Source organism: Pseudomonas sp. LH1G9 (genome assembly GCF_002949975.1).
Taxonomy (GTDB): Bacteria; Pseudomonadota; Gammaproteobacteria; order Pseudomonadales; family Pseudomonadaceae; genus Aquipseudomonas; species Aquipseudomonas veronii.
Genome location: NZ_CP026880.1, coordinates 2,932,247 through 2,957,967, shown reverse-complemented (window position 1 = coordinate 2,957,967; position 25,721 = coordinate 2,932,247). Strand labels below are relative to the sequence as shown.

Annotated in this window: 20 protein-coding genes, 1 tRNA gene and 3 pseudogenes; 19 read left to right on the top strand and 5 right to left on the bottom strand. The window is 60.1% G+C overall.

Annotated features, from left to right (window positions below; genetic code table 11):
- Window positions 1-111: 111 nt before the first annotated feature.
- Window positions 112-732, top strand: coding sequence for a transglycosylase SLT domain-containing protein (locus tag C5F70_RS13495; RefSeq protein ID WP_057004912.1), 621 nt, complete (start codon window positions 112-114; stop codon window positions 730-732).
- Window positions 733-744: 12 nt separating this feature from the next.
- Here the strand turns inward: C5F70_RS13495 and C5F70_RS13490 are convergent, their stop codons facing one another.
- On the bottom strand, window positions 745-1,632 hold the full coding sequence (locus C5F70_RS13490) for a nitrilase family protein (protein ID WP_104903524.1): 888 nt from the start codon (window positions 1,630-1,632) through the stop codon (window positions 745-747).
- A 313-nt stretch (window positions 1,633-1,945) separates the two neighbouring features.
- Here C5F70_RS13490 and C5F70_RS13485 point away from each other — a divergent pair, with 313 nt between their 5' ends.
- The 8 genes and pseudogenes from C5F70_RS13485 to C5F70_RS13450 all read left to right on the top strand — a co-directional run bounded on the left by C5F70_RS13485 (window position 1,946) and on the right by C5F70_RS13450 (window position 12,280).
- Window positions 1,946-2,197 (top strand): hypothetical protein, encoded by a 252-nt coding sequence (locus tag C5F70_RS13485; protein ID WP_104903523.1) that lies wholly within the window; start codon window positions 1,946-1,948, stop codon window positions 2,195-2,197.
- Between the two features lie 285 nt (window positions 2,198-2,482).
- Window positions 2,483-2,827, top strand: a complete 345-nt coding sequence (locus tag C5F70_RS13480) for an FKBP-type peptidyl-prolyl cis-trans isomerase (protein WP_017847066.1) — start codon at window positions 2,483-2,485, stop codon at window positions 2,825-2,827.
- A 3-nt stretch (window positions 2,828-2,830) separates the two neighbouring features.
- A pseudogene (locus tag C5F70_RS13475) lies at window positions 2,831-3,085 on the top strand (GNAT family N-acetyltransferase); the annotation flags it as partial.
- Between the two features lie 582 nt (window positions 3,086-3,667).
- Window positions 3,668-6,373 carry a magnesium-translocating P-type ATPase gene (gene mgtA / locus C5F70_RS13470; protein WP_104903522.1) on the top strand — a complete coding sequence of 902 codons (2,706 nt, stop codon included), beginning with the start codon at window positions 3,668-3,670 and terminating at the stop codon, window positions 6,371-6,373.
- An 86-nt stretch (window positions 6,374-6,459) separates the two neighbouring features.
- A complete protein-coding gene (locus C5F70_RS13465) occupies window positions 6,460-7,176 on the top strand; it encodes an MgtC/SapB family protein (RefSeq protein ID WP_017847070.1) in 717 nt (238 codons plus the stop codon).
- A 301-nt stretch (window positions 7,177-7,477) separates the two neighbouring features.
- Window positions 7,478-8,104, top strand: coding sequence for a response regulator transcription factor (locus C5F70_RS13460; protein ID WP_017847071.1), 627 nt, complete (start codon window positions 7,478-7,480; stop codon window positions 8,102-8,104).
- A gap of 1 nt (window position 8,105) precedes the next feature.
- A complete protein-coding gene (locus C5F70_RS13455) occupies window positions 8,106-11,723 on the top strand; it encodes a transporter substrate-binding domain-containing protein (RefSeq protein WP_104903521.1) in 3,618 nt (1,205 codons plus the stop codon).
- Between the two features lie 134 nt (window positions 11,724-11,857).
- Window positions 11,858-12,280: a hypothetical protein gene (locus C5F70_RS13450; protein WP_017847073.1), complete on the top strand. Its 423-nt coding sequence runs from the start codon at window positions 11,858-11,860 to the stop codon at window positions 12,278-12,280.
- 170 nt (window positions 12,281-12,450) lie between these two features.
- Here the strand turns inward: C5F70_RS13450 and C5F70_RS13445 are convergent, their stop codons facing one another.
- Window positions 12,451-13,527: a 3-deoxy-7-phosphoheptulonate synthase gene (locus tag C5F70_RS13445; RefSeq protein ID WP_046384006.1), complete on the bottom strand. Its 1,077-nt coding sequence runs from the start codon at window positions 13,525-13,527 to the stop codon at window positions 12,451-12,453.
- A 619-nt stretch (window positions 13,528-14,146) separates the two neighbouring features.
- On the opposite strand from C5F70_RS13445, the gene C5F70_RS13440 reads away from it, so the two are divergent.
- Both C5F70_RS13440 and C5F70_RS13435 read left to right on the top strand, forming a co-directional pair.
- A complete protein-coding gene (locus C5F70_RS13440; protein WP_104903520.1) occupies window positions 14,147-14,914 on the top strand; it encodes a carbon-nitrogen hydrolase family protein in 768 nt (255 codons plus the stop codon).
- A gap of 1 nt (window position 14,915) precedes the next feature.
- Window positions 14,916-15,362, top strand: coding sequence for a GNAT family N-acetyltransferase (locus tag C5F70_RS13435; RefSeq protein WP_104903519.1), 447 nt, complete (start codon window positions 14,916-14,918; stop codon window positions 15,360-15,362).
- A gap of 55 nt (window positions 15,363-15,417) precedes the next feature.
- Here C5F70_RS13435 and C5F70_RS13430 read toward each other — a convergent pair whose 3' ends face one another.
- A complete protein-coding gene (locus C5F70_RS13430; RefSeq protein ID WP_046384003.1) occupies window positions 15,418-15,657 on the bottom strand; it encodes a DNA-binding protein in 240 nt (79 codons plus the stop codon).
- 83 nt (window positions 15,658-15,740) lie between these two features.
- On the opposite strand from C5F70_RS13430, the gene C5F70_RS13425 reads away from it, so the two are divergent.
- The 6 genes and pseudogenes from C5F70_RS13425 to C5F70_RS30805 form a co-directional block, all read left to right on the top strand.
- Window positions 15,741-16,097: a helix-turn-helix domain-containing protein gene (locus C5F70_RS13425; protein ID WP_046485884.1), complete on the top strand. Its 357-nt coding sequence runs from the start codon at window positions 15,741-15,743 to the stop codon at window positions 16,095-16,097.
- 165 nt (window positions 16,098-16,262) lie between these two features.
- Window positions 16,263-16,904, top strand: coding sequence for a UvrY/SirA/GacA family response regulator transcription factor (gene uvrY / locus C5F70_RS13420; protein WP_026140040.1), 642 nt, complete (start codon window positions 16,263-16,265; stop codon window positions 16,902-16,904).
- 1 nt (window position 16,905) lies between these two features.
- Window positions 16,906-18,729, top strand: a complete 1,824-nt coding sequence (gene uvrC, locus C5F70_RS13415) for an excinuclease ABC subunit UvrC (protein WP_017847080.1) — start codon at window positions 16,906-16,908, stop codon at window positions 18,727-18,729.
- A 32-nt stretch (window positions 18,730-18,761) separates the two neighbouring features.
- A complete protein-coding gene (gene pgsA / locus C5F70_RS13410; RefSeq protein WP_017847081.1) occupies window positions 18,762-19,322 on the top strand; it encodes a CDP-diacylglycerol--glycerol-3-phosphate 3-phosphatidyltransferase in 561 nt (186 codons plus the stop codon).
- Window positions 19,323-19,385: 63 nt separating this feature from the next.
- A tRNA-Gly gene (locus C5F70_RS13405) sits at window positions 19,386-19,461 on the top strand.
- Between the two features lie 387 nt (window positions 19,462-19,848).
- Window positions 19,849-20,118 (top strand): annotated as a pseudogene (locus C5F70_RS30805) (C4-dicarboxylate transporter DctA); the annotation flags it as partial.
- A 390-nt stretch (window positions 20,119-20,508) separates the two neighbouring features.
- Here C5F70_RS30805 and C5F70_RS13395 read toward each other — a convergent pair.
- Window positions 20,509-23,718, bottom strand: coding sequence for an ATP-binding protein (locus tag C5F70_RS13395; RefSeq protein ID WP_104903518.1), 3,210 nt, complete (start codon window positions 23,716-23,718; stop codon window positions 20,509-20,511).
- Between the two features lie 615 nt (window positions 23,719-24,333).
- Here C5F70_RS13395 and C5F70_RS13390 point away from each other — a divergent pair.
- Window positions 24,334-24,599, top strand: a pseudogene (locus C5F70_RS13390) (transposase); the annotation flags it as partial.
- 21 nt (window positions 24,600-24,620) lie between these two features.
- Here the strand turns inward: C5F70_RS13390 and C5F70_RS13385 are convergent.
- Entirely contained in the window at window positions 24,621-25,415 is a 795-nt protein-coding gene (locus C5F70_RS13385) for a helix-turn-helix domain-containing protein (protein ID WP_104903517.1), read from the bottom strand.
- 117 nt (window positions 25,416-25,532) lie between these two features.
- Between C5F70_RS13385 and C5F70_RS13380 the strand changes: the two genes are divergently transcribed.
- Window positions 25,533-25,721: a DUF1656 domain-containing protein gene (locus C5F70_RS13380; protein WP_104903516.1), complete on the top strand. Its 189-nt coding sequence runs from the start codon at window positions 25,533-25,535 to the stop codon at window positions 25,719-25,721.

Sequence of the window (25,721 nt, the reverse complement as noted above, 5' to 3'; positions counted from 1 at the left end):
CGATCTGGCGCACGCTGCTGTTGCGCACGGCGCTGAGCGTTTCCTTTCTTCACCTGCCGCGTTGAATGGGTAAAATGCCGGCTTTTTACGCGTATCCCGCAAAGGTGTATCTTGAACGCAGGCAAATTCGTCGGCTTGTTATTACTCACTTCGCTGCTGGCGGCCTGCGGCACCTCGCCACCCCGCACGCCCAACGACCTCTGCGGCATCTTTCGCGAAAAGGCCGACTGGTACGACGCCGCCCAAGTCACCCAAAAGCGCTGGGGCGTGCCGATCCAGTTGCCGTTCGCCATCATGTACCAGGAGTCGGCCTTCCGGCAGGACGCCAAGGCTCCGCGTAACTACCTGTTGTGGATCATCCCCTGGGGCCGCGTCTCCACTGCCGCCGGCTATGCCCAGGCCAAGGATGAAGTGTGGAACGACTACCGCAAAAGCACCGGCCGCAGCGGCGCCAGCCGTCAGGACTTCGACGACGCCATCGACTTCGTCGGTTGGTACATGGACAAGACCTACACCATCAACGGCGTTTACAAGTACGACGCCTACGGCCAATACCTGAACTACCACGAAGGCTGGGGCGGCTATCGCCAGCGCACCTACGCCAGCAAAGCCTGGCTACCCCCCGTGGCCAGCAAAGTGCAGGCTCGCTCGCAGCTGTATGCGCAGCAATATGCGGGTTGCAAGAATGATTTGGGGCGTGGGTTCTGGAGCCGGTTTTGGCATTGGTTGTGAGGCCGCTCGTGTTCAACGCGGCAATGCTCGATGCTGCATATAGCCCAGCATCTGATCGTACAGGTCAACCCGCCGATCCCTTTGCAGATCATTGAGGCTGTTCCAGATGGGCGCACTGCGCGCGCTGCTCAGGTCGATATCGGCGAACAGGATTTCCTGGCGATTGGCCGACGCCACCTTGCCGATAGGCCACCCATTGGTCCCGGCAATCAGCGAACACCCCAGGTAACGGGCATCGCGCTCTTCGCCGATTCGACTGGCGGCGGCAATAAACACGTTATTGACGTGTGCTGCCGTCATCGTCAGGTAGGACGCCATGCACCGCCCGGCGTCGTCGAACAGCGGGGGCGGCGTCCAGACCCAGTTGTTCAGGCTGCAAATGATATCGGCACCCTGCTGGCTGAGAATGCGCGGGACTTCGGGAAACCAGATGTCCCAACAGATCAGCATGCCGATCCGCCCGATCGGTGTCTCGAAGACTGGAAATCCCGTGTTTCCCGGGGTGAACCACAGCTTCTCCAGGTTCCATAGATGGGCCTTGCGGTACTTGCCGATAAAACCGTCCGGGCCGAGCAGCACCGCTGTATTGAATAATTGCGCTCCGTCGATTTCGTTCAGGCCCGCCACCAGATAGACCTGGTACCGGCCGGCAAAGTCGATCCATGCCCGCAGACTCGGACCGTCTGGCACCGCTTCGGCGTGATCGAACGCATCTTTGCGGCTGGAAAAAAAGTAACCGCAGTTGGAAAGCTCCGGCAGCACGATCAGATTGGCGCCGCCGTTCGCTGCTGCGGCTGCCAGCTCCAGGCTACGTCGCAGGTTTGCGGTACGGTGGTCCACACCGACCTGGGGATCGAATTGCACAACAGAAACACGTACAGGGCTTGTGGCTTGGTTCATTGTGGGTGATCTCTTTGGATGGTTACCGCCGAAGTGGCTGGCGCTCCATAAGAGGTGATCTGACGGGCGGGAGAAAATCGGGCGCTTCCGGTTGAGGTGTCAGTGGGCTCTTGATAGTTCGCTGCCCATATTCGTGGAGAGAGGTCAGGTCTTTTGGTCCCAGCGAAATTGGATCGACATGCACTAGCGTTGGTTGTGAGAACGACACCCGGCAACTGGTACAGACCTGTGAACTCTGACAGTAGGCAGGATGCAGTGAGCTTCTTAAGCTGCTGCGTCTGCCCTCACGCATTGTTGAAGAAGGAAACTGACAATGAAAAAGTCTGAATTTAACGCTTACCTTGATAAAGAGATTAATACTGCCCAGGGCCGTATCTCATCCAAGGACAGCAAGTCCGATAAGGTCGATTCGGGCCGGGTGGAGTTTTTGACAGCGTTGAAGGATGTTGTCGATGGGAAGCCCCAGCCTAAAAATGTGGGCGTTGTCGGCGCCGTCAATGACGTGTTGCAGACACTAGGTCTGCTCTCTCGCGACAAAACCTTACTATCCGGTCTTGAGCTTTGAGGCGGTGATTGCTTTTGTTGTGGTGAGGCAATCGTCCCTCATCACAACGCGTGCCGCCGGTTCAGCTCGGCAGCATGCACTCCAGCGATCAATTCACCGCCCCCCCTCCGATTATGTTCATCGAGTGCGATCTCGAAGTAACTCCCCTGCGCGAGGTGCCGCCCAGCCGGCGGAAACGCCCCGCAGGTTAAAGAGAAATGTCATTGAGCCGACGCTTCCTCCACTTGCCAAACCCACCCAATTCTGGGAAAACCCCAGCCTTTGCGCAGTCAACGAGAGCCCCCCATGAGCGACGAACAACTCCAGATCACCGACATCCGCCCCGGCACCGGCAAGGCCGTGGTCAAGGGCGCGTTGATCACCACTCAATACACCGGCACCCTGGAAGATGGCACGGTGTTCGATTCGTCGTGGGAACGGGGCAAGCCGTTTCAGTGTGTGATTGGAACGGGCCGGGTGATCAAGGGCTGGGACCAGGGGTTGATGGGCATGCAAGTCGGTGGTGTACGCACATTGTTCGTACCGGCGCACCTGGCGTATGGCGAACGTTCGATGGGCGCGCATATCAAGCCGAACAGCCCTTTGCGCTTTGAAATTGAATTGCTGGAAGTACTGACGCGTGATGATTGAGGGCGGCGGTTGCACGCCGACCTCGAAGCATGGGCCGTCACGCAGGGTGCCGAGTGGCTGCGCCTGACGGTGGTGGTCGGTAATCGCAAGGCCGAGCGTTTCTGGCCGAAACTGGGGTATGTGCCGGTGCGTATTCGCGAGGGAGTCAGGATGGGGCGACAGCTGAATACGGTGTCGATTCAGGTCAAGGCGCTGGTGGGTGGGCAGGTGGATGATTACCTGATACGGGTGCCGCGAGATCGACCTGTTGCACCTTAGCTGCGGATAGACACATTCAACCTGTGGGAGGGGCGGTGCGACGACTCGACTTGCTCCCGATGGCGGTGGGGCAGTTAGCTTATCTCTAGCTGCACCATCGCCATCGGGAGCAAGCTCCCTCCCACATTTAAGCCTCGGAGGGCTTCAAGATAGGGGTTCCTGAACCCATCCTGAAGAATCCTCTTATTCATCATGCAGGTACTTTCTTACGGTTTACTCTCCTGTAATCGGGGCGTAAGCTTCGCGCGTTTTCATCAATAGCGGAGACCCTCAGTGGGTACTTGTTCAAGTGACAGTCGTCGGCCGGTTTCGGTAACCGGCACAGACTTGGCAAGGTAACGCGCATTCTTCCGATGCCGTTGTCTCGCCAAACAGCGAGAAGCGGCATCCCGGCAGCGACCAGTCCTGGCGCCTGCCTCGATCCACTCTCATCGACGCTGACCAGCACCTGACTCACCTCAGGTTGCTACGGACGCGCCTGCCTTTTTGCGGCGGGCGGGCCAGGCTGGCTGTGCCTTTTTGATCGGGCGCGGCGCAGTTGGCCGTACCTGCACGATGGTTTCCTCGCGCAGGAGTAACACCATGAACTTCACTCTGTTGAAAGAGTTCTTTGCCGGCTTCCTGCGGACCCGGCATATCGCTCGGCATTTCCGTCGCCTGGCACTGCTCGACAGCGTCACCGACGCCAGCGTCAGCCGCGAAGTCCCGCCGAGCCTGGCGCAAACCCTGGTGGCTGCGGCCAACAGCGGCGCGGAACAATTGCTGGGCACCCTGGGCAGTCACGCCGAAGGCTTGGGCGTCCAGGAAGCCGACGCGTTGCGGGAGCAACACGGCCTCAATGAAGTCGAACACGAACAGCCGCTGCCCTGGTGGGTCCACCTGTGGCATTGCTACAAGAACCCCTTCAACCTGCTGCTGACCTTGCTGGCGGTGATCTCCTGGCTGACCGAAGACATGAAGGCCGCCACGGTGATTTTTTCCATGGTGGTGCTGTCGACGCTGCTGCGTTTCTGGCAGGAGGCCAAGTCGAACAAGGCTGCCGACGCACTCAAGGACATGGTGAGCAATACCGCGACGGTGTTGCGCCGTGAGGCGGCCAAACCCATCGAGCTGCCGATCAAGCAACTGGTGCCGGGCGACCTGATCGTGCTGTCGGCCGGCGACATGATCCCCGCCGACTGCCGCGTGCTCAATGCCAAGGACCTGTTCGTCAGCCAGGCGGCGATGACCGGCGAATCGATGCCGGTGGAGAAGTTCGCCCAGCAGAAGGATGCCAAGACGCGCAACCCGCTGGACCTGGAAAACATCCTGTTCATGGGCACCAACGTGGTGTCCGGCGCGGCGACGGCGGTGATTCTGACCACCGGCAACAGCACCTATTTCGGCGCGTTGGCCCAGCGCGTCACCGCCACGGATCGCGCGACCACCTCGTTCCAGCAGGGCGTCAACAAAGTCAGCTGGCTGCTGATTCGCTTCATGTTCGTGATGGCGCCGCTGGTGTTGTTCATCAACGGTTTCACCAAGGGCGACTGGACCGAAGCGCTGCTGTTCGCGCTGTCGATTGCCGTGGGCCTGACCCCGGAAATGCTGCCGATGATCGTCACCTCGACGTTGGCCAAGGGCGCGGTGTTTCTGTCGCGCAAGAAGGTCATCGTCAAGCGCCTGGACGCGATCCAGAACTTCGGCGCCATGGACGTACTGTGTACGGACAAAACCGGCACGCTGACCCAGGACAAGATTTTCCTGGCGCGCCATGTGGACGTGTGGGGCGAAGAGTCCGACGACGTGCTGGAAATGGCCTACCTCAACAGTTACTACCAGACCGGTCTGAAAAACCTGCTGGACGTGGCGGTGCTGGAACACGTGGAAGTGCATCGCGAGCTGAAAGTCGCCACCGCGTTCCAGAAGGTCGATGAGATCCCGTTCGACTTCAACCGGCGCCGGATGTCGGTGGTGGTGGCCGAGCAAGGCCAGCCGCACCTGTTGATCTGCAAAGGCGCGGTGGAAGAGATTCTGTCGGTGTGCAACCGGGTGCGCCACGGTGACTCCAACGAAGCGCTGACCGATGAGTTGCTGGCGCGCATCCGCCAAGTAACCGCGGCATTCAACGAAGAAGGCTTGCGGGTGGTCGCGGTCGCCGCGCAGCCGATGTCAGCGGGGCGCGATACCTACAACCTGGCGGATGAAAAAAACCTGACGTTGATCGGTTATGTGGCCTTCCTCGATCCGCCCAAGGAAAGCACCGCGCCTGCCCTCAAGGCCCTCAAAGCCCACGGCGTGGCCGTCAAAGTGCTGACGGGCGATAACGAACTGGTCACCGCCAAGATCTGCCGCGAAGTGGGCCTGGAGCAGCAAGGCCTGCTGATGGGCAACGACATCGAGGACATGACCGACGCCGAACTGGCCAAGGCCGTGGAAACCACCAACGTATTCGCCAGGCTGACGCCGTCGCACAAGGAACGCATCGTGCGCCTGCTCAAGGCCAACGGCCATGTGGTGGGCTTCATGGGCGACGGGATCAACGACGCACCGGCGCTGCGCACGGCCGATATCGGTATTTCGGTGGACAGCGCGGTGGACATCGCCAAGGAAGCGGCTGACATCATCCTGCTGGAAAAGAGCCTGATGATCCTGGAGGAGGGCGTGCTCGAAGGCCGGCGCACCTTCGCCAACATGCTCAAGTACATCAAGATGACCGCCAGCTCCAACTTCGGCAACGTGTTTTCGGTGCTGGTCGCCAGTGCGTTCATTCCGTTCCTGCCGATGCTGCCCATGCATTTGCTGGTGCAGAACCTGCTGTACGACATTTCGCAGATCGCGATTCCATTCGATAACGTCGATGAAGACATGCTCGCCAAGCCGCAACGCTGGCAACCGGGGGATGTGGGCCGTTTCATGCTGTTTTTCGGGCCGATCAGTTCGATCTTTGACATCACCACGTTCGCACTCATGTGGTATGTGTTCGATGCCAACACCCCGGACCACCAGACCCTGTTCCAGTCGGGTTGGTTCGTGGTGGGGTTGCTGACCCAGACGCTGATCGTACATATGATCCGCACCCCGAAAATCCCGTTTCTGCAAAGCCGTGCGGCAATGCCGCTGATGGTGATGACGGGGGTGATCATGGCCGTAGGGATTTTCCTGCCGATGGGGCCGTTGGCGCACTACTTCAAACTGCAGGCGTTGCCGTCGCTGTACTTTGTGTTCCTGCCCGTGATTCTGTTGGGGTACATGGCGTTGACCCAGGCGGTAAAGGGCTACTACATCCGTAAGTTTGGCTGGCAATAACAGTTGTATCGAACGCCCCTGGACCCGGTGGGAGCCAGGCTTGCCCGCGATGGCAGTGGGGCTGCCGCCGCATTCATGGAGTTTTTATGCAGGCAATCAACAACATCAACCTCGATTCCCTGATCGATACCGTGGTCAGCCTGACCGCCGCGTTTATCCTCGGCGGCTTGATCGGCTTCGAGCGCCAGTACCGCCAGCGCACGGCGGGCTTGCGCACCAACGTGCTGGTCGCAGTGGGCGCGGCGATTTTCGTCGACATGGCCAACCGCCTGGGCGGTGCAGACGGTGCTGTGCGGGTGGTCGCCTATGTGGTGTCGGGCATCGGCTTTCTGGGGGCCGGCGTGATCATGCGCGAAGAAGGCAACGTGCGCGGGCTCAACACCGCCGCCACCCTCTGGGCCTCGGCCGCGGTGGGCGCCTGTGCCGGTGCCGACCTGATCCTCGAAGCGCTGCTGGGCACGTTGTTCGTACTGGCGGCCAATACGCTGCTGCGGCCGATCGTCAATAACATCAACCGCCAGCCGCTGGATGTGGTGTCGGCGGAGGTGACCAACATCCTCTATGTGATTGCACGGCGTAGCCAGCAACAGGCGGTCATGGTGCTGCTGGAAGCCGAGCTGGCACGTTGCAACTACCCCGCCAGCGATGTCGATGTGCGCCCGTTTGGCAGCGAAGAAGTGGAGATCGAGGCGACCCTGGCGGCCACTTCCGTGGACGGTGATGAACTGGACGCCCTGGTGACGCGCATTTCCATGTCGAGCCTGGTGGTGCAGGCTTTCTGGAGCCCAAGTACCACCGACTGATCCATCCTGGTCAAGCCTAGGTAGACCCAGGATTGGCTATGCTTTTGTAAGGAAAAGTCCTACACGCAGTCAGGATTATCCCTTCGTAAGAAACATCACCCCATTGCTAAGGTTGATCGCTGCGGCTGGCCGGCAGCAATGATATGGCTTCATATGTTCGTGGTGATTTTCAAGGGAAGGGACCAGGCACCCGTCTGTTGGCGCTCTGAGGGACTGTACCGTTCGTCGGGACTGTCAATTCTCACAGGTGGCTGCGTCCCGTGTGATGTGTCAGCGTACTTTGTCCTCTCAGGGGTGTTTTATGAGCAAAGCGTTAGTAGTGGATGACCACCCGTTTATTCGTGCCACTGTCAAATTTCTGTTGAAACAGGAAGGTTTTACTGAAATTGATGAAGCGGGTAATGGCGCGGATGCCGTGCAGAAGGCCAGAGAAGGGCGTCCGGACCTGGTGATTCTCGACCTGGCGATGCCCAAGTTGGGTGGCCTGGAGGTCATCAGTCGGATCAAGGCCTTGGGCCTGCCGTGCAAGATCCTGGTGCTCACGTCCTACTTGGCGGTGTTTTTTTCGACCCGGTGCATGCGGGCCGGTGCCATGGGGTTTGTCGCCAAGACCGGCGAGTTGGACGAGCTGCAAAAAGCAATCAAGGCTGTGATGTGCAACTACAGCTGCTTTCCCAGCCTGCCCACCAGTTCGGTGCGCCGCGATGATTTGCAGACCTCCGAGCACGAGTTGGTGGAAGCTCTTTCGGACCGCGAGTTGACGGTGCTGCAGAAGCTGGCCCTGGGCCTGGGCAACAAGGAAATCGCCGAGGACATGCTGCTGAGCCACAAGACCATCAGCACGTACAAAACCCGCCTGAAGGAGAAGTTGCGCATGTCCTCCGTCGTGCATTTATCCAAGTTCGCCCAGCGCAATCATCTGATCTGAAATGACTGCCACTGTGTTTAAGCGGCTCGCCGCGATCTTGTTGATGGGCCTGTTGCCCATGATCGCAGTGGCCGTTGATCAGCCACATGCACTGTTCCTGTTGGGGCACTCTCAGCTCGAAAACCCCAGCCTGACGCTGGATGAAACCGACTGGCGCTGGCTACGTGAGCGGCGCACGTTGGTGATGGGGGTGTCGGCGCCGGATTACGCGCCATTCGACCTGAGCAACAACAACGACGAGCTTGAGGGCATTACCGCCGATTATGCGGCGCTGGTGGCGCAGGCGTTGAATATCATCATCGAGGTGCGACGCTACGATACCCGCGATGAAGTGATTGAAGCGCTCAAGCAGGGCGCGGTGGATTTCGTTGGCTCGGCCAACGGCTATGAAGCCGCAGACCCTGAGTTGGAGCTATCACGCTCTTACGCCAACGATCAACCCACCCTGGTCACCCGCATCGGAGACACCCAGGCCCTGAGCGCGGACTTGGCCGGCAAACGCGTGGCCATGCTGTATCACTACATGCAGCCCGATGCCGTGCAGCAGTTCTACCCCCACGCGCAGTTGCAACTGTTTGCCTCGACCTTCGAAGCCATCGGTGCGGTGGCGTTCGGCCGGGCCGATGCGTACCTGGGCGATGCCATCAGCACCCGGTACCTGATCAACAAGAACCACCTCAATAACGTGCGCGTGGCGGATTTTTCCGGCCTGGAGGTCAACCCTTTCGGGTTTGCGTTCACCAAGGACAATATTCGCCTGCGCAATATCATCAACGCCGCGTTGGCCATCGTGCCGGTCAACCAGCAGATGGATATTCTGCGCCGCTGGAGTGCTGGCGGCAGCGGTTTCATGGAAGCCGAACGGCTGCGCCTGAGTGACAGCGAGCAGCGCTGGCTGGAGAAACACCCGCGGGTGAAAGTGGCGGTGCTCGACAAGTTCGTGCCATTGTCGTTTTTCAATGAGCAAGGGCAATTCGAAGGGCTTAGCGCGGAGGTGCTGGCGCGGATCAGCTTGCGCACGGGCCTGAAGTTCGATGTGGTGAAGGGCAGTTCGTTGCCTCGACAAATCGATGAGGTCAATGCTGGCCAGGCAGACATGCTGGCGGTGATTACCCCCAGCGTCGAGCGGGCCGAGAAGTTGCGCTTCACCCGGCCTTACCTGTCCAACCCGTATGTGCTGGTGGTGCGCGCCGAAGACGAGCGGCTGGTTACCCTGGAAGACTTGCCCGGAAAGCGCCTGGCGTTCATTCGCAGCAACAGCCTGGGTGAGCAAATCACGCGGGATTACCCCGGTATTGAGTTTATCGACAGCGCAAACCCCGAAGCCGCCATGGAGTTGGTGGCCAATGGCGGGGCCGATGCGACCGTGATTTCGCTCATCAGTGCGCGCTACATGATTGCGCGTCATTACCGCGACCGCTTGCGTATGACCAGCACCGTCGGCACGGAGCCGGCGCGGATCACGTTTGGCGTCAACCGCAGCCAACTGGAGCTGTATTCGATCCTCGACAAGGCATTGTTGAGCATCACACCTGAGGAGCTGGATGAGCTGACCAATCACTGGCGCAGCGAGATCATCATTGAAGACAGCTACTGGCTGCGCCATCGCAACGCAATCATCCAGGGTTTCAGTCTCGCCGCGGTGCTGTTGTTGATCACCCTGTGCTGGGCCTTTTACCTGCGCAGCCTGATTCGCAAGCGCGCCCAGGCCGAGCGGGCGTTGAGCGATCAGATGCGCTTTATGAGCGTGTTGATCGACGGCACGCCTCACCCGATTTACGTGCGCGATCGCCAGGGGCGGTTGATGGCCTGCAACAATGCCTACCTCGACGTGTTCGGTTTCAAGCTCGAAGACGTGATCGGCAAGACCGTGGTGGAAACCGACACCGGTAACCCGCCGCAAGCCCAGTCGTACCATGACGACTACCTGAAGTTGATGGCGCGGGGCGAGCCGCAGATTCATGACCGGATCCTCAGGGTGCCGGGCGGTGAAGTCCTCACGATTTACCATTGGATGCTGCCGTACCGCGACGGCGACGAGAAGGTCGTGGGCATGATTGCCGGCTGGGTGGATGTGAGTGAGCGCCACCGCTTGCTGGGCCAGTTGCAGGAAGCCAAGGACGATGCCGATGCCGCCAACCGCGCCAAGACGACGTTCCTGGCCACCATGAGCCACGAGATCCGGACGCCGATGAACGCGGTGATCGGCATGATCGAGCTGGCACTCAAAAGCGCCGAGCAAGGTCGGGCGGATCGCGATGCGCTGGAAGTGGCGTCGGTGGCCTCGCGCGGCATGCTGGAATTGATCGGCGACATCCTGGACATCGCCCGGATCGAATCCGGCCACCTGTCCCTGGCCCAGGAGCCCGCCAACCTGCGTGAGCTGCTGGCCTCGGTGGTGCGGGTTTTCGAAGGCCTCGCGCGGGCCAAAGGGCTGGCGCTGCGGGTGACGCTCGATCCGGCGCTCGATCGCCCGGTGCTGATCGACCCGCTGCGCTTCAAGCAAGTGGTTTCGAACCTGCTCAGCAATGCCATCAAGTTCACCAGCAAAGGCCAGGTGCAACTGGGCGCCCAGGGCGATGTCGCCGAGGATCAACTATGGCTCAGGTTGTGGGTGCAAGACACCGGTATGGGCATCAGTGCTCAGGACCAGCAGCGGCTGTTCAACCCGTTCAGCCAGGGCAGCAACGCTGAACAATCGGCGCGCAGCGGTTCCGGCCTGGGGCTGGTGATCAGTCGCAGTCTGTGCGAAATGATGGGCGGTCAGTTGCACCTGAGCAGCGTGCTGGGGCAGGGCACCCGGGTGGACGTGAGTGTGGCGCTGAGCCTGGCGGCCGCGCTGCCGGTGCCGGCTTCGGCGCCTGCTCCGCACAGCCCACCGACACGCGCGTTGAGTATCCTGGTGGTGGATGACTACCCGGCCAACCGTTTGCTGCTGGCCCGGCAGTTGAGCTTCCTGGGGCATCGCATTACCACGGCCGAGGACGGTGTACAGGGGCTCGCGCTGTGGCAGGCCGGGCACTTCGATGGCGTGATCACCGATTGCAATATGCCTCTGAAGGACGGTTACACATTGGCGCGGGATATTCGTACTCAAGAGCACGAACGAGGCCTGGTGCCGTGCCTGCTGCTGGGGTTTACCGCCAATGCCCAACCCGAAGAAGCCGAGCGCTGTCGCCAGGCGGGCATGGACGGGTGCCTGTTCAAGCCCACCGGGCTCGAAGACTTGCGATCGGCCCTGGCGCCGCGCATGGCGAGCCTATGCGAGCCGCAAGCCGAACCGGCGTTCGATCTGGGAGCGCTGATCATGCTGACGGGGGACGATCATGCAGCGCTCAACGAATTGTTGATGCCGCTGCTCGACAGTCTGGAAGCCGATCAACGGCTATTGCCGTCATTGCGACGCCAGGCCGACTTTGCCCAGTTGCATGACCTGGCACACCGCGCCAAAGGCGGCGCGCGGATGGTCAAGGCGCACGCGCTGATCGCTTGTTGCGAAACCTTGGAGGCCGTGTGCGAACGGCAGGACCTCCAGGCGTTGGGGCCAGCGGTTGAGGGCGTCGAGCAGGCGATCGATGATTTGCATCACTGCTTGAGCGTTTATTGCAATCAACCTTGACGCGGTTGGGTGGTTATTCGGTGGATTTGGGACAACTCCTACATGAAGGGGGAACATGCCTGATTTTGTCTGCGGGATATGTCTGGAAAATGGGCTGCTCTCATTCAACGAGCACAGCCTGCCAGGGGTTTGCCATGCCGAACAAAGCACTGACCATCCTGATTGCCGATGAACAGCACCTGCAACGGTTGTATATCGAAAAAATGCTCAACCGGTTGGGGTATCACCGGATTGTGCCGGTGCAAACCTTTGAAGAGGTCCAGATCCTCACGGCGATCCCGGCCGAACCCTTTGATGTGCTGATCGTCAATGCAGGCTTGGCGGCCCACGCCGGTGGGCCGCAGGCCCAGGTGCGCCACGTTCTGGTCTACGATCACTTGGACCTGGGCGTACCCGTCGGCTTGACACCGCAGGTACTGGTCCGCTTGCCCGGCGTACCGGATAACATCAACCTTGAGCACTTCATGGACATCATCGACCCACCTGAGGCCGCCGCGGGCTTGCGCGTATTGCCCTGGCTGCGGGAATTATCGCGCACGCCGGTGGCCGGGGTTTAGTTCCGCGTCGGCGCGATGCCATTGGGGCTGTCAGGTGCGGGCTCCGTCGCGGCCAGCAATCTGCAGCTTGTCGGCAGTGCTCAAGGTCAGTTGCAGGGCCTTGAGGTTGCTCTCCAGGTTGGCGGCCGTCCGACTTGCCCGCGCTTTGCAGGCAAGCCGGTGTCCATTGCTCAGCCGATGGCGTGTTCGCGCAAGCGTTGAGCTGCGCTGCGCAACAGCTGCTCGGTGCTGTCCCAACCCAGGCAACCGTCGGTCACCGACACGCCGTATTTCATCGCCGGCCCCAATGGTTGGCAGCCTTCGAACACGTGGCTTTCGAGCATCATGCCGATCAGCGAAGTGTCGCCCTGCAGGCGTTGCTCCAGCACTTCATTGAACACTGCCGGCTGACGCAGCGGGTCTTTGCCACTGTTGGCATGGCTGCAATCGACCATGATCCGCGCGGTCACCTTGGACTTGGCCAGGTCCTGTTTCACCTGGGCCACGCTCTGCGCATCGTAGTTCGGCCCACGGTGACCGCCGCGCAACACCAGGTGGGTGTCGGGGTTGCCCGGGGTCTGGATGATCGCCGGGTGGCCCTGGCTGTCGACGCCGAAGTGCCGGTGCGGGTGGGACGCCGAGCGCATCGCATCGCAGGCAATGGCGACGCCGCCGTCGGTGCCGTTCTTGAAGCCGACGGGCATGCCCAGGCCGCTGGCCATTTCGCGGTGGATCTGCGACTCGGTGGTGCGTGCGCCGATGGCGACCCAACTGAGCAGGTCGTCGAAGTAGCCGGCGGCCATCGGTTGCAGCAACTCGGTGGCGACCGGCAGGCCCAGGCGCAGCATCTCACGCATCAGTTCGCGGGACAGGCTGAGGCCGGCGGCCATGTCATCGCTGCCATCCAGGTGCGGGTCGTAGGCCAGGCCTTTCCAGCCAATGGTGGTGCGCGGTTTTTCGACGTAGGCGCGGATTACTAGCAGCATCTGGTCGCTGACGTCCAACGCCAGTTTCTTCAGGTTGCGTGCGTATTCCATGGCCGATTCCGGGTCGTGGATCGAACACGGACCGACGATCACCAGCAAACGTGAATCTTCGCCATTGAGAATGGCGCGCACGGCTTGGCGATGGGCGTGGATTTGCTCATTGAGGAATGGGCTGAGAGGTAACTGGTGCTTGAGTTCAAGGGAACTGGGCAAGCGCAGGGTCAGCGCTTCATTGGCGCTGGTCAGGGTAGAGACGGGCAGAGCGGCGACGGAGGAGTTCATCTTCAAGGCTTCCTGGGCAAGCGGCGGGCGATTCCCGCACGCTCTGCCCTACTGGGGTGTTCGACAATTGGCCGTAGTGGCTACGTGTGTTGGCTTGCCACCGATAGGTGACCGATCGGAGGCGGCAGGCTGTCCCGAGCGGAGCTTGCTAAATCGCCATGCAGTGCTGGTGTCGTAGCGGTAATAGGTGGCGTAGTTCATGTCGTGATTCCTTTAAATGGTCTTGATCAAACAAAGTGTTCAGGGCTGAAAAAACAAAACCCCCGATCGGGGAGCCGACCGGGGGTTAGATTTCTCTGGTAGGCGACCCCTTGAGCAGTGGGCGCCGATTTCAGGTATCAGGCGCGCCAGTGGCTAAACCAATACCCAAAATAAAAGCTGACCAGTGCGCTCAAACCGTTCACACGGGTAGCCGATACCGAGCGCGAGGCGCTGGCAGCAGGGCAAACCTGGGTGTGGGTGAGTTGCAACATGGTGGCTCTCCAAATGATGGTGGCAGCTTACTAGAGGCGCACGGGTGGATTCAATCGGTAATTTCTATTGTGTGGAGGTACTTACGACTATGGGGTGAGTGCCGATATGCTGGTGGCCACTCAATAATGCTTGCCGGGACGCGACCATGACTGCCTTGACCCTTGCCGCTGCTCAATCCGTTTCCATCGCCGGCGACGTACCGGCCAATATCCTGCGGCACCTGGCGTTCATGCGCGCCGCGGCTGAGCAGGGTGTGCAAGTGCTGGTGTTTCCGGAGCTGTCGTTGAGCGGGTATGAGCCGTACTTGGCGGCTGAGCTGGCAATCGCCCCCGAGGACGCGCTGTTGACGCCGCTGCGCGAGATGGCGCGGGAGCTGCGCTTGACGGCGGTGGTGGGCATGCCGATCCGCTTGGCGCCAGGGGCGGGCGTGTCGATCGCCGCGTTGGTGCTGGGAGCAGACGGTTCGCTTGCGGTTTACACCAAGCAGCATCTGCATCCCGGCGAAGAGGTGGCGTTTGTCGCGGGGCAGGGCGGTGACGTGCTTGAGTGGCGGGATGATCGGATCGCGCTGGCGGTCTGCGCCGACTTTTCCCACGCCAGCCATGCACGTCAGGCTGCGCAAGCGGGCGCCACTGTATACGCCGCCGGCGTGCTGATCAGTGAAGGCGGCTACGCAACGGACAGTACGTTGCTCCAGGGCTACGCTGCCGAGCATGGCCTGGTGGTATTGATGGCCAATCACGGTGGCCCCTCGGGCGGCTGGGCGTGCGCGGGGCGCAGTGCTATCTGGGGCGCCGATGGGCAGGTGCTTGCCGCCGCGCCGGGGGTGGGCGACGCGCTGGTCATTGCCCGTCGCGATGGCGGGCGCTGGACCGGTCAAGCGGTAGCACTGTGGGCTGAAGGGGCGCGATGACATGACGTTTCACTTGCGCGCGGCGACTGACCAGGACCGCTCATTTGCCCGGACGCTGACCTACGAAGCCATGCGCGGCTACTACGCGCAATACCGTTTGCTGTGGTCCAACGATGGTTTCGACGTGGCCTGGGCGGGGCGCGAGAATTGGCTGATCTGCAGCGACGATACTGTGGTGGGCTTCATCAGCCTGAGTCGCGACAGCCAGGCGCTGTACATTCGCGAGTTGCATATTCTCGAACCGTTCCGTGGCCGTGGAGCAGGCAGCTGGGTAATGGAGCAAATGGCGTTCAAGGCGTGCGCTCAAGGTCGCGGTCTTTTACGGTTGACCGTGTTTAAAACCAATCCGGCAAAAAGGCTTTATCAGCGCAAGGGTTTGCAAGTTGCGGGTGAGGATGCGTGCTTCTGGTGCATGGAACGCGATTGTCGGCCCATGTCCGCAGACTAATAAGTGACTCATTTGCGCAAAACAGGCGCAACGGCTTAATAAGCGCATACTGAGCCTAGGGTAATATTTCTTGTTCCTGCCTCAGAGGCTCATTCTCGGCAAGGATGATGCCTTCTTTCATGCCCAGAAGGACCGCTACCTTATGGGCCTCTCCCCGCCGTCCTTTCTTGCGCCCAGCGAGCACCTGATACGTGGTTGCCGGGTCGACACCGTGTTCCCGGGCGAACGCTTGAACCGACTTACCTTGGTGTTCAAGCCAAGCCTTGGCTTGTGCAGCAGTACGAATTCCGGGCATAGTTCAAAACCGTTCAAGTTTGTGTAACCAAGGGATCAGCGTATCACCTCTTGGGGTGTGCCAATTTAGGATCATACATCCAAATGAGTGGAATCGGTTTGCGTCTAAGGCAGGAAAGAGAGCGGCTTGGGTTGTCGCAAAAAGTGTTTGGTGAAATTGGAGGCGTTGAAGCGAACGCACAAGGCAAATATGAAAACGGCGGGCGGGCGCCGAAGGCCGATTATTTATCGCGTGTGGCCGAACGCGGCGTGGATTTGCTCTACGTATTAACGGGGGCTCCTACGCCAGCTCAAATGGATAACCTGAGTCAGATCGAAGAAAAAGTGCTGGGCAACTACCGGGCCATGTTCAAAGAGGACCAGGATGCAATCAGGCGGTTGACCTCTACCCTGGCCGAGCATTCGCTGACGATGAAAGTGAACGGCAAATTAAAGCTGTAGCCCAGGATTCCTGACCTTTCCCCCAGGAAACAGCGCTGCTCGTCGTTCGACGGGCACGCTCTTCGCGCTCAAGCGCTATATATATGACACTTGCAACTAGGTCTGCGCCTTGGTTTTTTGCTAAGGTGTTCAGCAACCTATAAGACCATATCGCGAGGTGTCTGCTTGATTAGGGTGCTAGTAGTCGATGACCATGATCTCGTTCGTACAGGCATTACACGAATGCTGGCTGACATCGATGGCCTGCAAGTAGTCGGCCAGGCTGAATCGGGTGAAGAGTCCCTGATCAAGGCCCGGGAGTTGAAACCCGATGTGGTGTTGATGGACGTCAAGATGCCTGGGATCGGCGGTCTTGGCGCCACTACCAAATTGTTGCGCAGCCACCCGGACATCAAAGTCGTGGTGGTCACCGTGTGCGAAGAAGACCCGTTTCCTACACGTCTGCTGCAGGCGGGGGCGGCGGGATACCTGACCAAGGGCGCAGGCCTGGCGGAGATGGTACAAGCCATTCGCCTGGTATTTGCCGGCCAGCGCTACATCAGCCCGCAGATCGCGCAGCAGTTGGCGATCAAGTCCTTCCAGCCCACCAGCGATTCGCCGTTTGACGTGCTGTCGGAGCGTGAAATCCAGATCGCCTTGATGATTGTCGGCTGCCAGAAGGTGCAGGCCATCTCCGACAAGCTGTGCCTGTCCCCCAAGACCGTCAACACCTACCGCTATCGCATTTTCGAGAAGCTCGCCATCAGCAGTGATGTTGAATTGACCCTGCTCGCGGTGCGCCACGGCATGGTGGACGCCAGCGCCTGACATGACCACACCGTTTGATCCGAGTGCCTTTCTCTCGACCTGCAGCGGCCGCCCCGGCGTGTACCGCATGTTCGACAGCGAGGCGCGCCTGCTGTATGTGGGCAAAGCCAAGAACCTGAAAAACCGCCTGGCAAGCTACTTCCGCAAGACCGGCCTCGCGCCGAAAACCGCGGCCCTGGTGGCGCGTATCGCCCAGGTCGAAACCACCATCACCGCCAACGAAACCGAGGCGCTGCTGCTTGAGCAGACGCTGATCAAGGAATGGCGGCCGCCTTACAACATCCTGCTGCGTGACGATAAATCCTACCCCTACGTGTTTTTATCTGACGGCGACTTCCCACGCCTGAGTATTCATCGGGGCGCGAAGAAGCAGAAGGGCAAATACTTCGGACCTTACCCCAGCGCCGGTGCGATCCGCGAAAGCCTGAGCCTGCTGCAAAAGACCTTTTTCGTGCGGCAGTGCGAAGACAGCTTCTACAAGAACCGCACCCGGCCGTGCCTGCAATATCAGATCAAGCGTTGCAAGGCACCCTGTGTCGGCCTGGTTGAACCGGCGGAGTACGCCGAGGATGTGCGCCATTCGGTGATGTTCCTCGAAGGGCGCAGCAACGCCCTCACCGACGAACTCTCCGGCGCCATGGAACAAGCCGCGAGCACCCTGGATTTCGAGCGAGCCGCCGAGTTGCGCGACCAGATCTCCCTGCTGCGGCGTGTGCAGGACCAGCAAAGCATGGAGGGCGGAACCGGCGACGTCGATGTGATCGCTGCGTTCGTCAACCCGGGTGGCGCCTGTGTCCACCTGATCAGTGTGCGTGGCGGTCGGGTGTTGGGCAGCAAGAACTTCTTCCCGCAGACCGGGATCGACGAGGAGGTCGCTGAAGTCATGGCCGCGTTCCTGGGCCAGTATTACGTCAGCAGCCCCGAGCGCGACTTGCCGTCGGAACTGATCGTCAACGTGGTGCATGAAGACTTCCCGACGTTGATCGAGGCCATCCACGCGTTGCGTGGCCGTGAACTGGACATCAGCCACCGCGTGCGCGGCACGCGGGCGCGCTGGCAGCAACTGGCCGTGACCAACGCCGAGCAGGCCCTGAGCGCACGCCTGGCGAATCGACAGCACGTGGCCGCGCGCTTCGAGGCCCTGGCCGAAGTCCTCAACCTGGACGAACCGCCCCAGCGCCTGGAGTGTTACGACATCAGCCACTCCAGCGGCGAAGCCACGGTGGCGTCCTGCGTGGTGTTCGGGCCGGAGGGGCCGATCAAGTCCGATTACCGGCGCTACAACATCGAAGGCGTCACCGCCGGCGACGACTACGCCGCCATGCACCAGGCCTTGACGCGCCGCTTCAGCAAATTGAAGGAGGGGGAGGGCAAGCTCCCCGATATCCTGCTGGTGGACGGCGGCAAGGGCCAGCTGTCCATGGCTCGCGACGTGCTCAACGAACTGGCGGTGCCCGACCTGATCCTGCTCGGCGTGGCCAAGGGCGCCACGCGCAAGGCCGGCTTCGAGACGTTGTACTTGAATGATGCCGCCCATGAGTTCACGTTGAAGGGCGACTCGCCTGCGCTGCACCTGATCCAACAGATCCGCGACGAAGCCCACCGTTTCGCCATTACCGGCCATCGCGCCCGTCGCGGCAAAACCCGGCGAACCTCAACCCTGGAAGGCGTGGCCGGAGTAGGCCCGACACGCCGACGCGATCTGCTTAAACATTTTGGTGGCTTGCAAGAGCTCTCCCGTGCCAGCATTGACGAAATAGCTAAAGCACCCGGTATCAGTAAAAAGCTCGCTGAGTTGATTTATGCAAATCTGCACAGCGAGTAGAATGCCTTCTCACCTCGCAGCCAGTTGTGCCGATGAATATCCCTAATCTGATCACCGTTCTACGCGTCCTGCTTATTCCGATTTTCATTTTGTTGTTCTATTTGCCTTACGAATGGAGCTACATGGCCTCCAGTTCGGTGTTCGCCGTTGCGGCCGCCACCGATTGGCTCGACGGCTACCTGGCCCGGCGCCTGGAACAGAGCACGCCGTTCGGCGCGTTCCTCGACCCGGTGGCCGACAAACTGATGGTGGCCGTGGCCCTGGTGCTGCTGGTGCAGGAACACGGCAACCTGTGGCTGACCTTGCCGGCTGCGGTGATCATCGGCCGCGAGATCGTCGTTTCGGCCCTGCGCGAATGGATGGCCGAAATCGGCGCCCGCGCCCACGTCGCCGTGTCGAACATGGGCAAATGGAAAACCGCCGCGCAAATGCTCGCGTTGGTGATCCTGCTGGCCAACCCGTCGGACTTTTCCTTCTGGGTCTTGCTGGGCTACGCCTTGCTGCTCATCGCTGCCGGCCTGACGCTGTGGTCCATGCTCCAGTATTTACGCGCTGCCTGGCCTCATCTGCGCACCACTGTTGAAAAAAAATAAAACTTTTTTGAATCAAGGGGTTGACGGGTGCTGAGGATTCTATAGAATGCGCCTCACCAAGACGCGGGAATAGCTCAGTTGGTAGAGCACGACCTTGCCAAGGTCGGGGTCGCGAGTTCGAGTCTCGTTTCCCGCTCCAAACATAGCGCTACAGAGTTCCACTGAATTCTGTCAGCGATCGAAACAAGGACCTTCGGGTCCTTTTTTCGTTCCGGCGGGAATCACTGACATCCAGCACCGTCCAGTGCTTTTAAGTCCCGATTTATGTCCCGAATGAGGGGTTTGGATTTGGATATGCACTGAATCGGTTTTTTGCTGGAGCAGCTTGGATAGCGAGACGAGCATCCGCTCCTGACTCTGTTCAGGAGCTCGCTATGGCACTCTCGGATACGACCGTTCGGCCAGCCCGAATCACCGGCAATGACTACACGCTAGGCGACACGGATGGGCTTGCGCTCAACGTGACGGCCTGCGGCGGGAAAATCTGGCGTTTCAATACTGCTGGGCGGGCGTGCAGAAGCGTATGTCTCTGGGTCGCTATCCGCAAATGCTGTTGGGCGTTGATCGGTTCATGTCGGAGGCTCGGGCGATCACTAACACCATCGGCAACGGTGTGGGCACCATGGCCATTGCCAAGTGGGTCGGAGCACTGGATGTGGTGAAAATGCACAAGGCTTTGAATGGTGAGGTCGAAGCGCAAAAGTCCGATGCAGTGCAGGTGGCGGTGGCGCATGAAACTCCATCCGCGCCAGGCAGTTCTTTGCTACCTCCGTTAAACAAAGTATCCAGGGCGTGAGGAATATGGCGCTGAGCGTTACGCAATGAGCTTGCAGAGTGTCTAGAGAGTCCGTGGCGATTCAGCGAACCGCTCTACGAGGCGAACGTGCCTCTGTCCGCAGATGCTCAAAAAATCATCATCGATTAGGGAGCTTGCTCGCTCGTAGCGAGATGAGCCCAGCAGTCCTTCACGGGCCACACGACGCGTACTCATCACCTCTTAGATTACGTCTACCGGTCGACAACTCCGCTCTCGTTACGCTACAGGCGCATCAGAGTGCGATGCTACAAGCCGTGTGTAAGAACGGTTATCTGCAAAATGCCACTGATCGGAGGACGTTGCGGGGTGGAGTCGTCAGGCCGCCTCGAATACTGGAGGCGGTCTTCTGTCATGCGGGTGTATCGGCAGTCATCTGGGGATGGCGGGTAGCAGGTCCATGACGTTGCAGAAGAGATTACGCTGCCTCCAGTCATTGCGATCACCGATCACATACAGCCGGCGCTTGGCCCGGGTGGCGGCGACGTTGAGGAGGTTGGGTTGAGACACTGCCCAATTACGAGCGCCGGCGTTTTCGCTGTTACCGCCCAGGACGAGGATGATGACTGCGGCTTCCTTGCCCTGCATGGTGTGGATGGTGCCATGTACGATCTTTCCGAGGAGGCGGTCCTTGAGCTGGTTGCGTACGTCCTGAAAGGGTGTGATTACGGCGATACTGTCGGGCGGCACGCCGTCGGCATCAAGCAACGCCAGCAGGCGTTCGAGGGCATGCCCTTCGTTGTCGACCCAGTTGCCGGAAGAGCGACCGTTTACGTGAACCCAACCGGTGGATAGGCGGGCAGGGGTTTCCTTGGCTGGGGTCGGGGCAATGGTGCCATAAACCATTGCGCCGTCGTAGGCGATGCGGTTGGCCAGGTCGAACATCGGTTTGTCGCAGCGCCGGTGCACCACCAACGGCAAGCCTACCCAGCATTTTTGGCCTTGTGGGCCGGCCATGCGACCCCAGGGGGTGGCGTGGTCGGCAAGCGTCTGGGCGGACTGGCGGTTGGGCAGCCAGTGGGCGTCGACCTGGTAGCGGGTGCGCATGTGTTCAAGCACCGCGTTGGAGACGGTGACGATGGGCTCCAATTGCAGCGGATCACCGACCAGTACGGCACGGCGCGCGCGCCATAGCGCACCCACCGCAGCCTGTGGGGTGGCCTGGCCGGCTTCGTCCACCAGCAGCCAGCCGATCTCGCCGCAACCGAGGCTGCCGAATGAGCGGGCGAATGAGGCAAAGGTGCTACTGAGCACTGGCACCACCATAAACAGCGACGCCCAGGCCGAGCGCATCACGGCTTGGGACACACCACGATAGCGGCTTCCGGTCAGCAGGCTGGTGATGAAGGCCAAGTTATTGCCCAGGCGCGAGGCTTCGATCTGGAAGAAGGTGCGATGTAGCTTGAGCGCTTCAATGAACACTTTTGACCTGGCCTGGCGCCAGCCTTCGAGGATCCAGGGTTCGAGCAATTCGATCTCGCTGCCTCTGCCAAGCTGGCCTTGCGCGAGCCAAATCAGCAGGTGTTCGGCCTGGCCGGCCTGGGCAACGCCGCGAGCCTTGTCGATTTGCAGGGTGGCGTGGCGTATGGCTTCGTTGATCTCCTGTTCGTCCGTGGCCAATTGTCGATTGAGTTGGCTGAGCTGGGCGCTGAGTCGCTGCAGTTGGCGTTGGACGCTGTCGAAGGCCTCACGGGCCAGGGCATGGGCGCCGTCGAGCAGGCGTTGCCGGGCGGACCAAGTGCGATGAGCACCCCATAGGCTGAAAAGGTTTGCGAGCAGGCCGGGCTTTTGTACAAGGTGCGCTTCGAGGGATTGGAGTTCACGCTGCAGTTGCTCACGGGCGGGCGTTAGCTGCCGGATTTCAAGCGTGGTTTGTTCCTCGTCGAGGCTGCGGCGCTGCGTCAGGCGGATTTGACGCTCCTGTTCCTTCTGTCTGATCCGCGCCTTGGCACTGATTACGGCCTGGATCCGTTCCAGGATGTCGCTGACCTGAGCACGCAGCGCCTGTTCGGCGCCCTTGGCGTCTTCGTACTGCTTGACGGCGGCACGCCAGAGGGTGGCTTTTTCGGCGGGCGTGAGCAGCTTTATCTGCTGCGACTGCGCGTTCAGCCACTCGCGCATGCCCTTGGGCGCCGGCTCGTTGTTCGCTTCCGGGTTGTCGAGCATGGGCTCACCGGTGTACAAGTCTTCGTCCGGGGCTTGGTTGTCGAGAGGTTCCAGGTTTAGAGGCGTAGGCTCGTTTTCTGACTTCGTCGCTTTAGAAGGACGTTTGCCATAGAAGAAGCGTTCGACGAACTGGGTGCGCTTGGATTTGCTGCCCAACGCTGCAGAGATCAGGCCCCAGGCAGGTCTGCCGCTGGTAAGCTCGGCGAGCTCACTGAAATATTCGGCATCGGGCAACCAGGACGGGTCGATTTTGTCGCGCTGGGGCAACTCGAGGGTTACGTTCTCGACGGCACCGTTGTTGGACGAGGCCACCACTATCTCGAAGCCGAACAGGCGCGGATCAAGTTGGTACGCATAGCGCTCGCGTCCGCCATCGTTGGCAGACTCGCGGCCATTCTGGACGAAGGCCTCCGAGGCCTTGCTCAGCGAAGCCAACACATCGGCTCGCTGCGTCACCACGGCGGCGATCAGGTCGCGCAGCAGGGTTGTCTTCCCGGTGCCTGGCGGACCGTTGACGCCCATCACGCCGGTGTCGTTGCCCAAAGTCTGCAGCAGACTGTTGACCGCCAATTGCTGGGAGTGCACCAGGCCCAGGTGCCGTTCGGCAGGCCAGCAGCCGACGGCGTAGCGCGAGGGGGCGAGGCGATCGATTAGCGCAAGGTCCGCGCGGGGTTGGTCGAGATGCAGCCGCTGGCTGGAGTCGTGCAGGCTCAGATAGCGGGCTAGCGGTTCACTGGTCTTGCCGTGGGCCAGGGCATCGGCCACGTCGGCCAGATCGCTGAGCAGGAAACTGTTGAGTGGATCGTCTTCTTGTTCGGGCTTGTCCGGGTTGATCGGCGCCGAGCGGAAGCGATGCATGCGCGGCTTGTCGCCGAACAACGCATCGAGCCCAAGGGTCTGGCGGATAAGCTCGGTCATGCTTGCCAGGTCGGCAGCCATGACCACACCTCCAAGCAGGCTGTTGGCCTGCTCGCGAAGGAACTCCTGGGTTTCGTCGAAGCCACGAGTCCAATCCTTATGGTTGATGGCGCAGCCGACAAACCACGCCTCGCTAGACAGCACCAGGCTGTCGATCACCATCATGCCCTGGCCGTTGAATTTCAATGCGAACAGGGCCGACTGCCGACGTTGCGGCTCCTTGTAGCCTTGGTCTGCACCGTAGAGCGCTTCCAACTGTCGGGCTACATCAAGATTGTCGTAGAGGTGCGCGTAGAGCGTGTGGCTCCATGCACGTTTGTTGGGTAAGGGCTGCCTGCTCAGGGGGTTGGCTGGCATCCACGGCAGAATCTGGGCTGAGACGGGGATGTCCTGGAAATAGGGCTGATAGTCGCTATCGCGCTTCTTCAGCTTGGGGACCGCCTGAGGTTGCAGTAGCTCGACAGCGTGCCAATAGCGCACTATGTTTTGCGGATTCATTTACGTCCTTGAAGCGCTTGGGTTGGATTCCTGATGGGAAGGATATCAGGCATGGGGGGCATCGCTTCCTCGTGCGGCGCGCGGAAGCGATGCTGACCGTGGGCCAGGTCAGTGATCAGTCGTTGGGCAGATGCAGTTGCACTTCTATGGCGTCCTGAAGGAGCCGGACGACCTCTATCCCGTCGCTGGTTGCACACCGTTCGCTTCCACTTTAGGAGGCATCGATCCGCGTCTCCGTCATCGGCACCAGACGTACGGTAGTCTCCGACGGGACTAGGTTTGAAGCGGGTTTGGAATTCGATGGAAAATTTAGCGTACCCCCACTAGTAGCTATAAATAAATCAGCTAATTATGGCGTTTGGTGGAACCGAACTCGGGATTTTTTACATGTCAGCACGTTGTCGGCCTGCAAGAAATTCAGAGCCGCATGCGGAATGGTAAACCTCCTGAATTCGAACGTTGTCGATCATCCCCTCCGTCGAGAATAGGCAGGAGTTCGCCAAAAGCTGCCGTGGCGATAGGCAGCGGACGGCCGATTCTGTTGAAAAAGTAGCTACCCTGTTTGGCCAGCGGCAAAATTGCTTCATTGGTCGGCTGGGGATCACACAGCATGATGTGACAGCTATCGATTGGGCAGGAGCGGCATTCGTTCACCTTGAAGATCACATCCCCGCCAATCACCTTCTGCGCAGCATTGATCAGTCTCTCGATCTGAGCGACTTGCGCCATCACCTCGCCGATTTCTATACCCTGATTGAGCGTCCGTCGATTGATCCCGAACTGATGATTCGCATGCTGATTGTGTGAGCTATTGCTACGGCATTCGCTCAGAGCGGCGGTTGTGCGAAGAGGTCCATTTGAACCTGGCGTATCGCTGGTTCTGAGCCATAGCAATCCCCCGGCTAACGAGTAGCCGTACTGCGGATGTATCGAGCCGGCGATGAACCCAGCGTTTTGCGAAACATACTGATGAACGAACTGACCGACTCGTACCCGAGTGCTTCGGCGGTTCGTTGCACGGATTCGCCCTCGGCCAGGCTCTGCAATGCCACGATGATTTGCCATTGCTTGCGCCATTGGCCAAATGTCAGCCCGGTTTCGCTTTTGACCAGGCGCGCCAGGGACCGCTCGCTCATGGCGACCCGGCGTGCCCACTGGGCCATGGTGCAACGATTTGACGGGTCTTGGGCCAAGCCTCGTGCGATGAAACGCAACTGCGGTGTGGCGGGAAGCGGCAGGTACAACTGTTCCGAGGGGGCCAGTTCCAATTGTTCGAGGAGCACGCTCGCCAAGCGTGCATTGGCAGACGCCGGCGGGTAGTCCTGGGCTTGGGTGCTCAAGTGCAGGATCAACTCCAGGACCAGCGGTGAAAGCACCAGCGTGCAGCATTTGTGCGGTAATGCGGCCGCACCGGGTTCTACAAACAGATAGCCGATCTTGCCGTTGGCGGTAACCCGGTTGCTGTGGGCAATACCGCCCGGAATCCACACGCCGAATCCCGACGGCACCATCCACACGCCATCCTCTACGGTGCAGACGATGCCGCCGTGATAAGCCACTACCAGTTGACCTTTGCGGTGCGTGTGAACAGGGAATTCGGTGTCGTTTCGCTGGCTCCCCAGCATCAACGCCACCGCGGGTTGGTCGAAACTGTCCAGTTCGAATTGATCAACCGCATAGAGATTTGTCCCGTCCACGCCGCCCTCCTCAATTGTCCGAATTTGATTATATCTTGGCAGCCTACTCAATATCGGCAAGACCTTGCAGCCCCTACCATCGTCATCAAGGCCATTGCCGACTGCGAGACTCAACCGATGCTGAGCGAAATCACGATTGCCCACCTCTACATGCCGCCCTTTTTGCTCTACCTGGGTATTACAGCGCTGGTTTACGCGCTGCTGGAGCGGATCATACGTCGCTGGCTGGACTGGACTTGGCACCCGAGCATGGCGCGTTTCTTTGTGTCGTTGATCGTACTCTCGATCCTCGTCCTGAAGTTTTAA

Excerpts from the sequence above, each read along its gene's own strand:
- C5F70_RS13490 (WP_104903524.1), bottom strand. The coding sequence starts at position 1,632 with ATGAACCAAGCCACAAGCCCTGTACGTGTTTCTGTTGTGCAATTCGAT.
- C5F70_RS13465 (WP_017847070.1), top strand. The coding sequence starts at position 6,460 with ATGCAGGCAATCAACAACATCAACCTCGATTCCCTGATCGATACCGTG.
- C5F70_RS13380 (WP_104903516.1), top strand. The coding sequence starts at position 25,533 with ATGCTGAGCGAAATCACGATTGCCCACCTCTACATGCCGCCCTTTTTG.
- C5F70_RS13480 (WP_017847066.1), top strand. The coding sequence starts at position 2,483 with ATGAGCGACGAACAACTCCAGATCACCGACATCCGCCCCGGCACCGGC.
- C5F70_RS13425 (WP_046485884.1), top strand. The coding sequence starts at position 15,741 with ATGAGTGGAATCGGTTTGCGTCTAAGGCAGGAAAGAGAGCGGCTTGGG.
- C5F70_RS13455 (WP_104903521.1), top strand. The coding sequence starts at position 8,106 with ATGACTGCCACTGTGTTTAAGCGGCTCGCCGCGATCTTGTTGATGGGC.
- C5F70_RS13395 (WP_104903518.1), bottom strand. The coding sequence starts at position 23,718 with ATGAATCCGCAAAACATAGTGCGCTATTGGCACGCTGTCGAGCTACTG.
- pgsA (WP_017847081.1), top strand. The coding sequence starts at position 18,762 with ATGAATATCCCTAATCTGATCACCGTTCTACGCGTCCTGCTTATTCCG.
- mgtA (WP_104903522.1), top strand. The coding sequence starts at position 3,668 with ATGAACTTCACTCTGTTGAAAGAGTTCTTTGCCGGCTTCCTGCGGACC.
- C5F70_RS13445 (WP_046384006.1), bottom strand. The coding sequence starts at position 13,527 with ATGAACTCCTCCGTCGCCGCTCTGCCCGTCTCTACCCTGACCAGCGCC.
- C5F70_RS13435 (WP_104903519.1), top strand. The coding sequence starts at position 14,916 with ATGACGTTTCACTTGCGCGCGGCGACTGACCAGGACCGCTCATTTGCC.
- uvrC (WP_017847080.1), top strand. The coding sequence starts at position 16,906 with ATGACCACACCGTTTGATCCGAGTGCCTTTCTCTCGACCTGCAGCGGC.
- C5F70_RS13440 (WP_104903520.1), top strand. The coding sequence starts at position 14,147 with ATGACTGCCTTGACCCTTGCCGCTGCTCAATCCGTTTCCATCGCCGGC.
- C5F70_RS13430 (WP_046384003.1), bottom strand. The coding sequence starts at position 15,657 with ATGCCCGGAATTCGTACTGCTGCACAAGCCAAGGCTTGGCTTGAACAC.
- C5F70_RS13485 (WP_104903523.1), top strand. The coding sequence starts at position 1,946 with ATGAAAAAGTCTGAATTTAACGCTTACCTTGATAAAGAGATTAATACT.
- C5F70_RS13450 (WP_017847073.1), top strand. The coding sequence starts at position 11,858 with ATGCCGAACAAAGCACTGACCATCCTGATTGCCGATGAACAGCACCTG.
- C5F70_RS13460 (WP_017847071.1), top strand. The coding sequence starts at position 7,478 with ATGAGCAAAGCGTTAGTAGTGGATGACCACCCGTTTATTCGTGCCACT.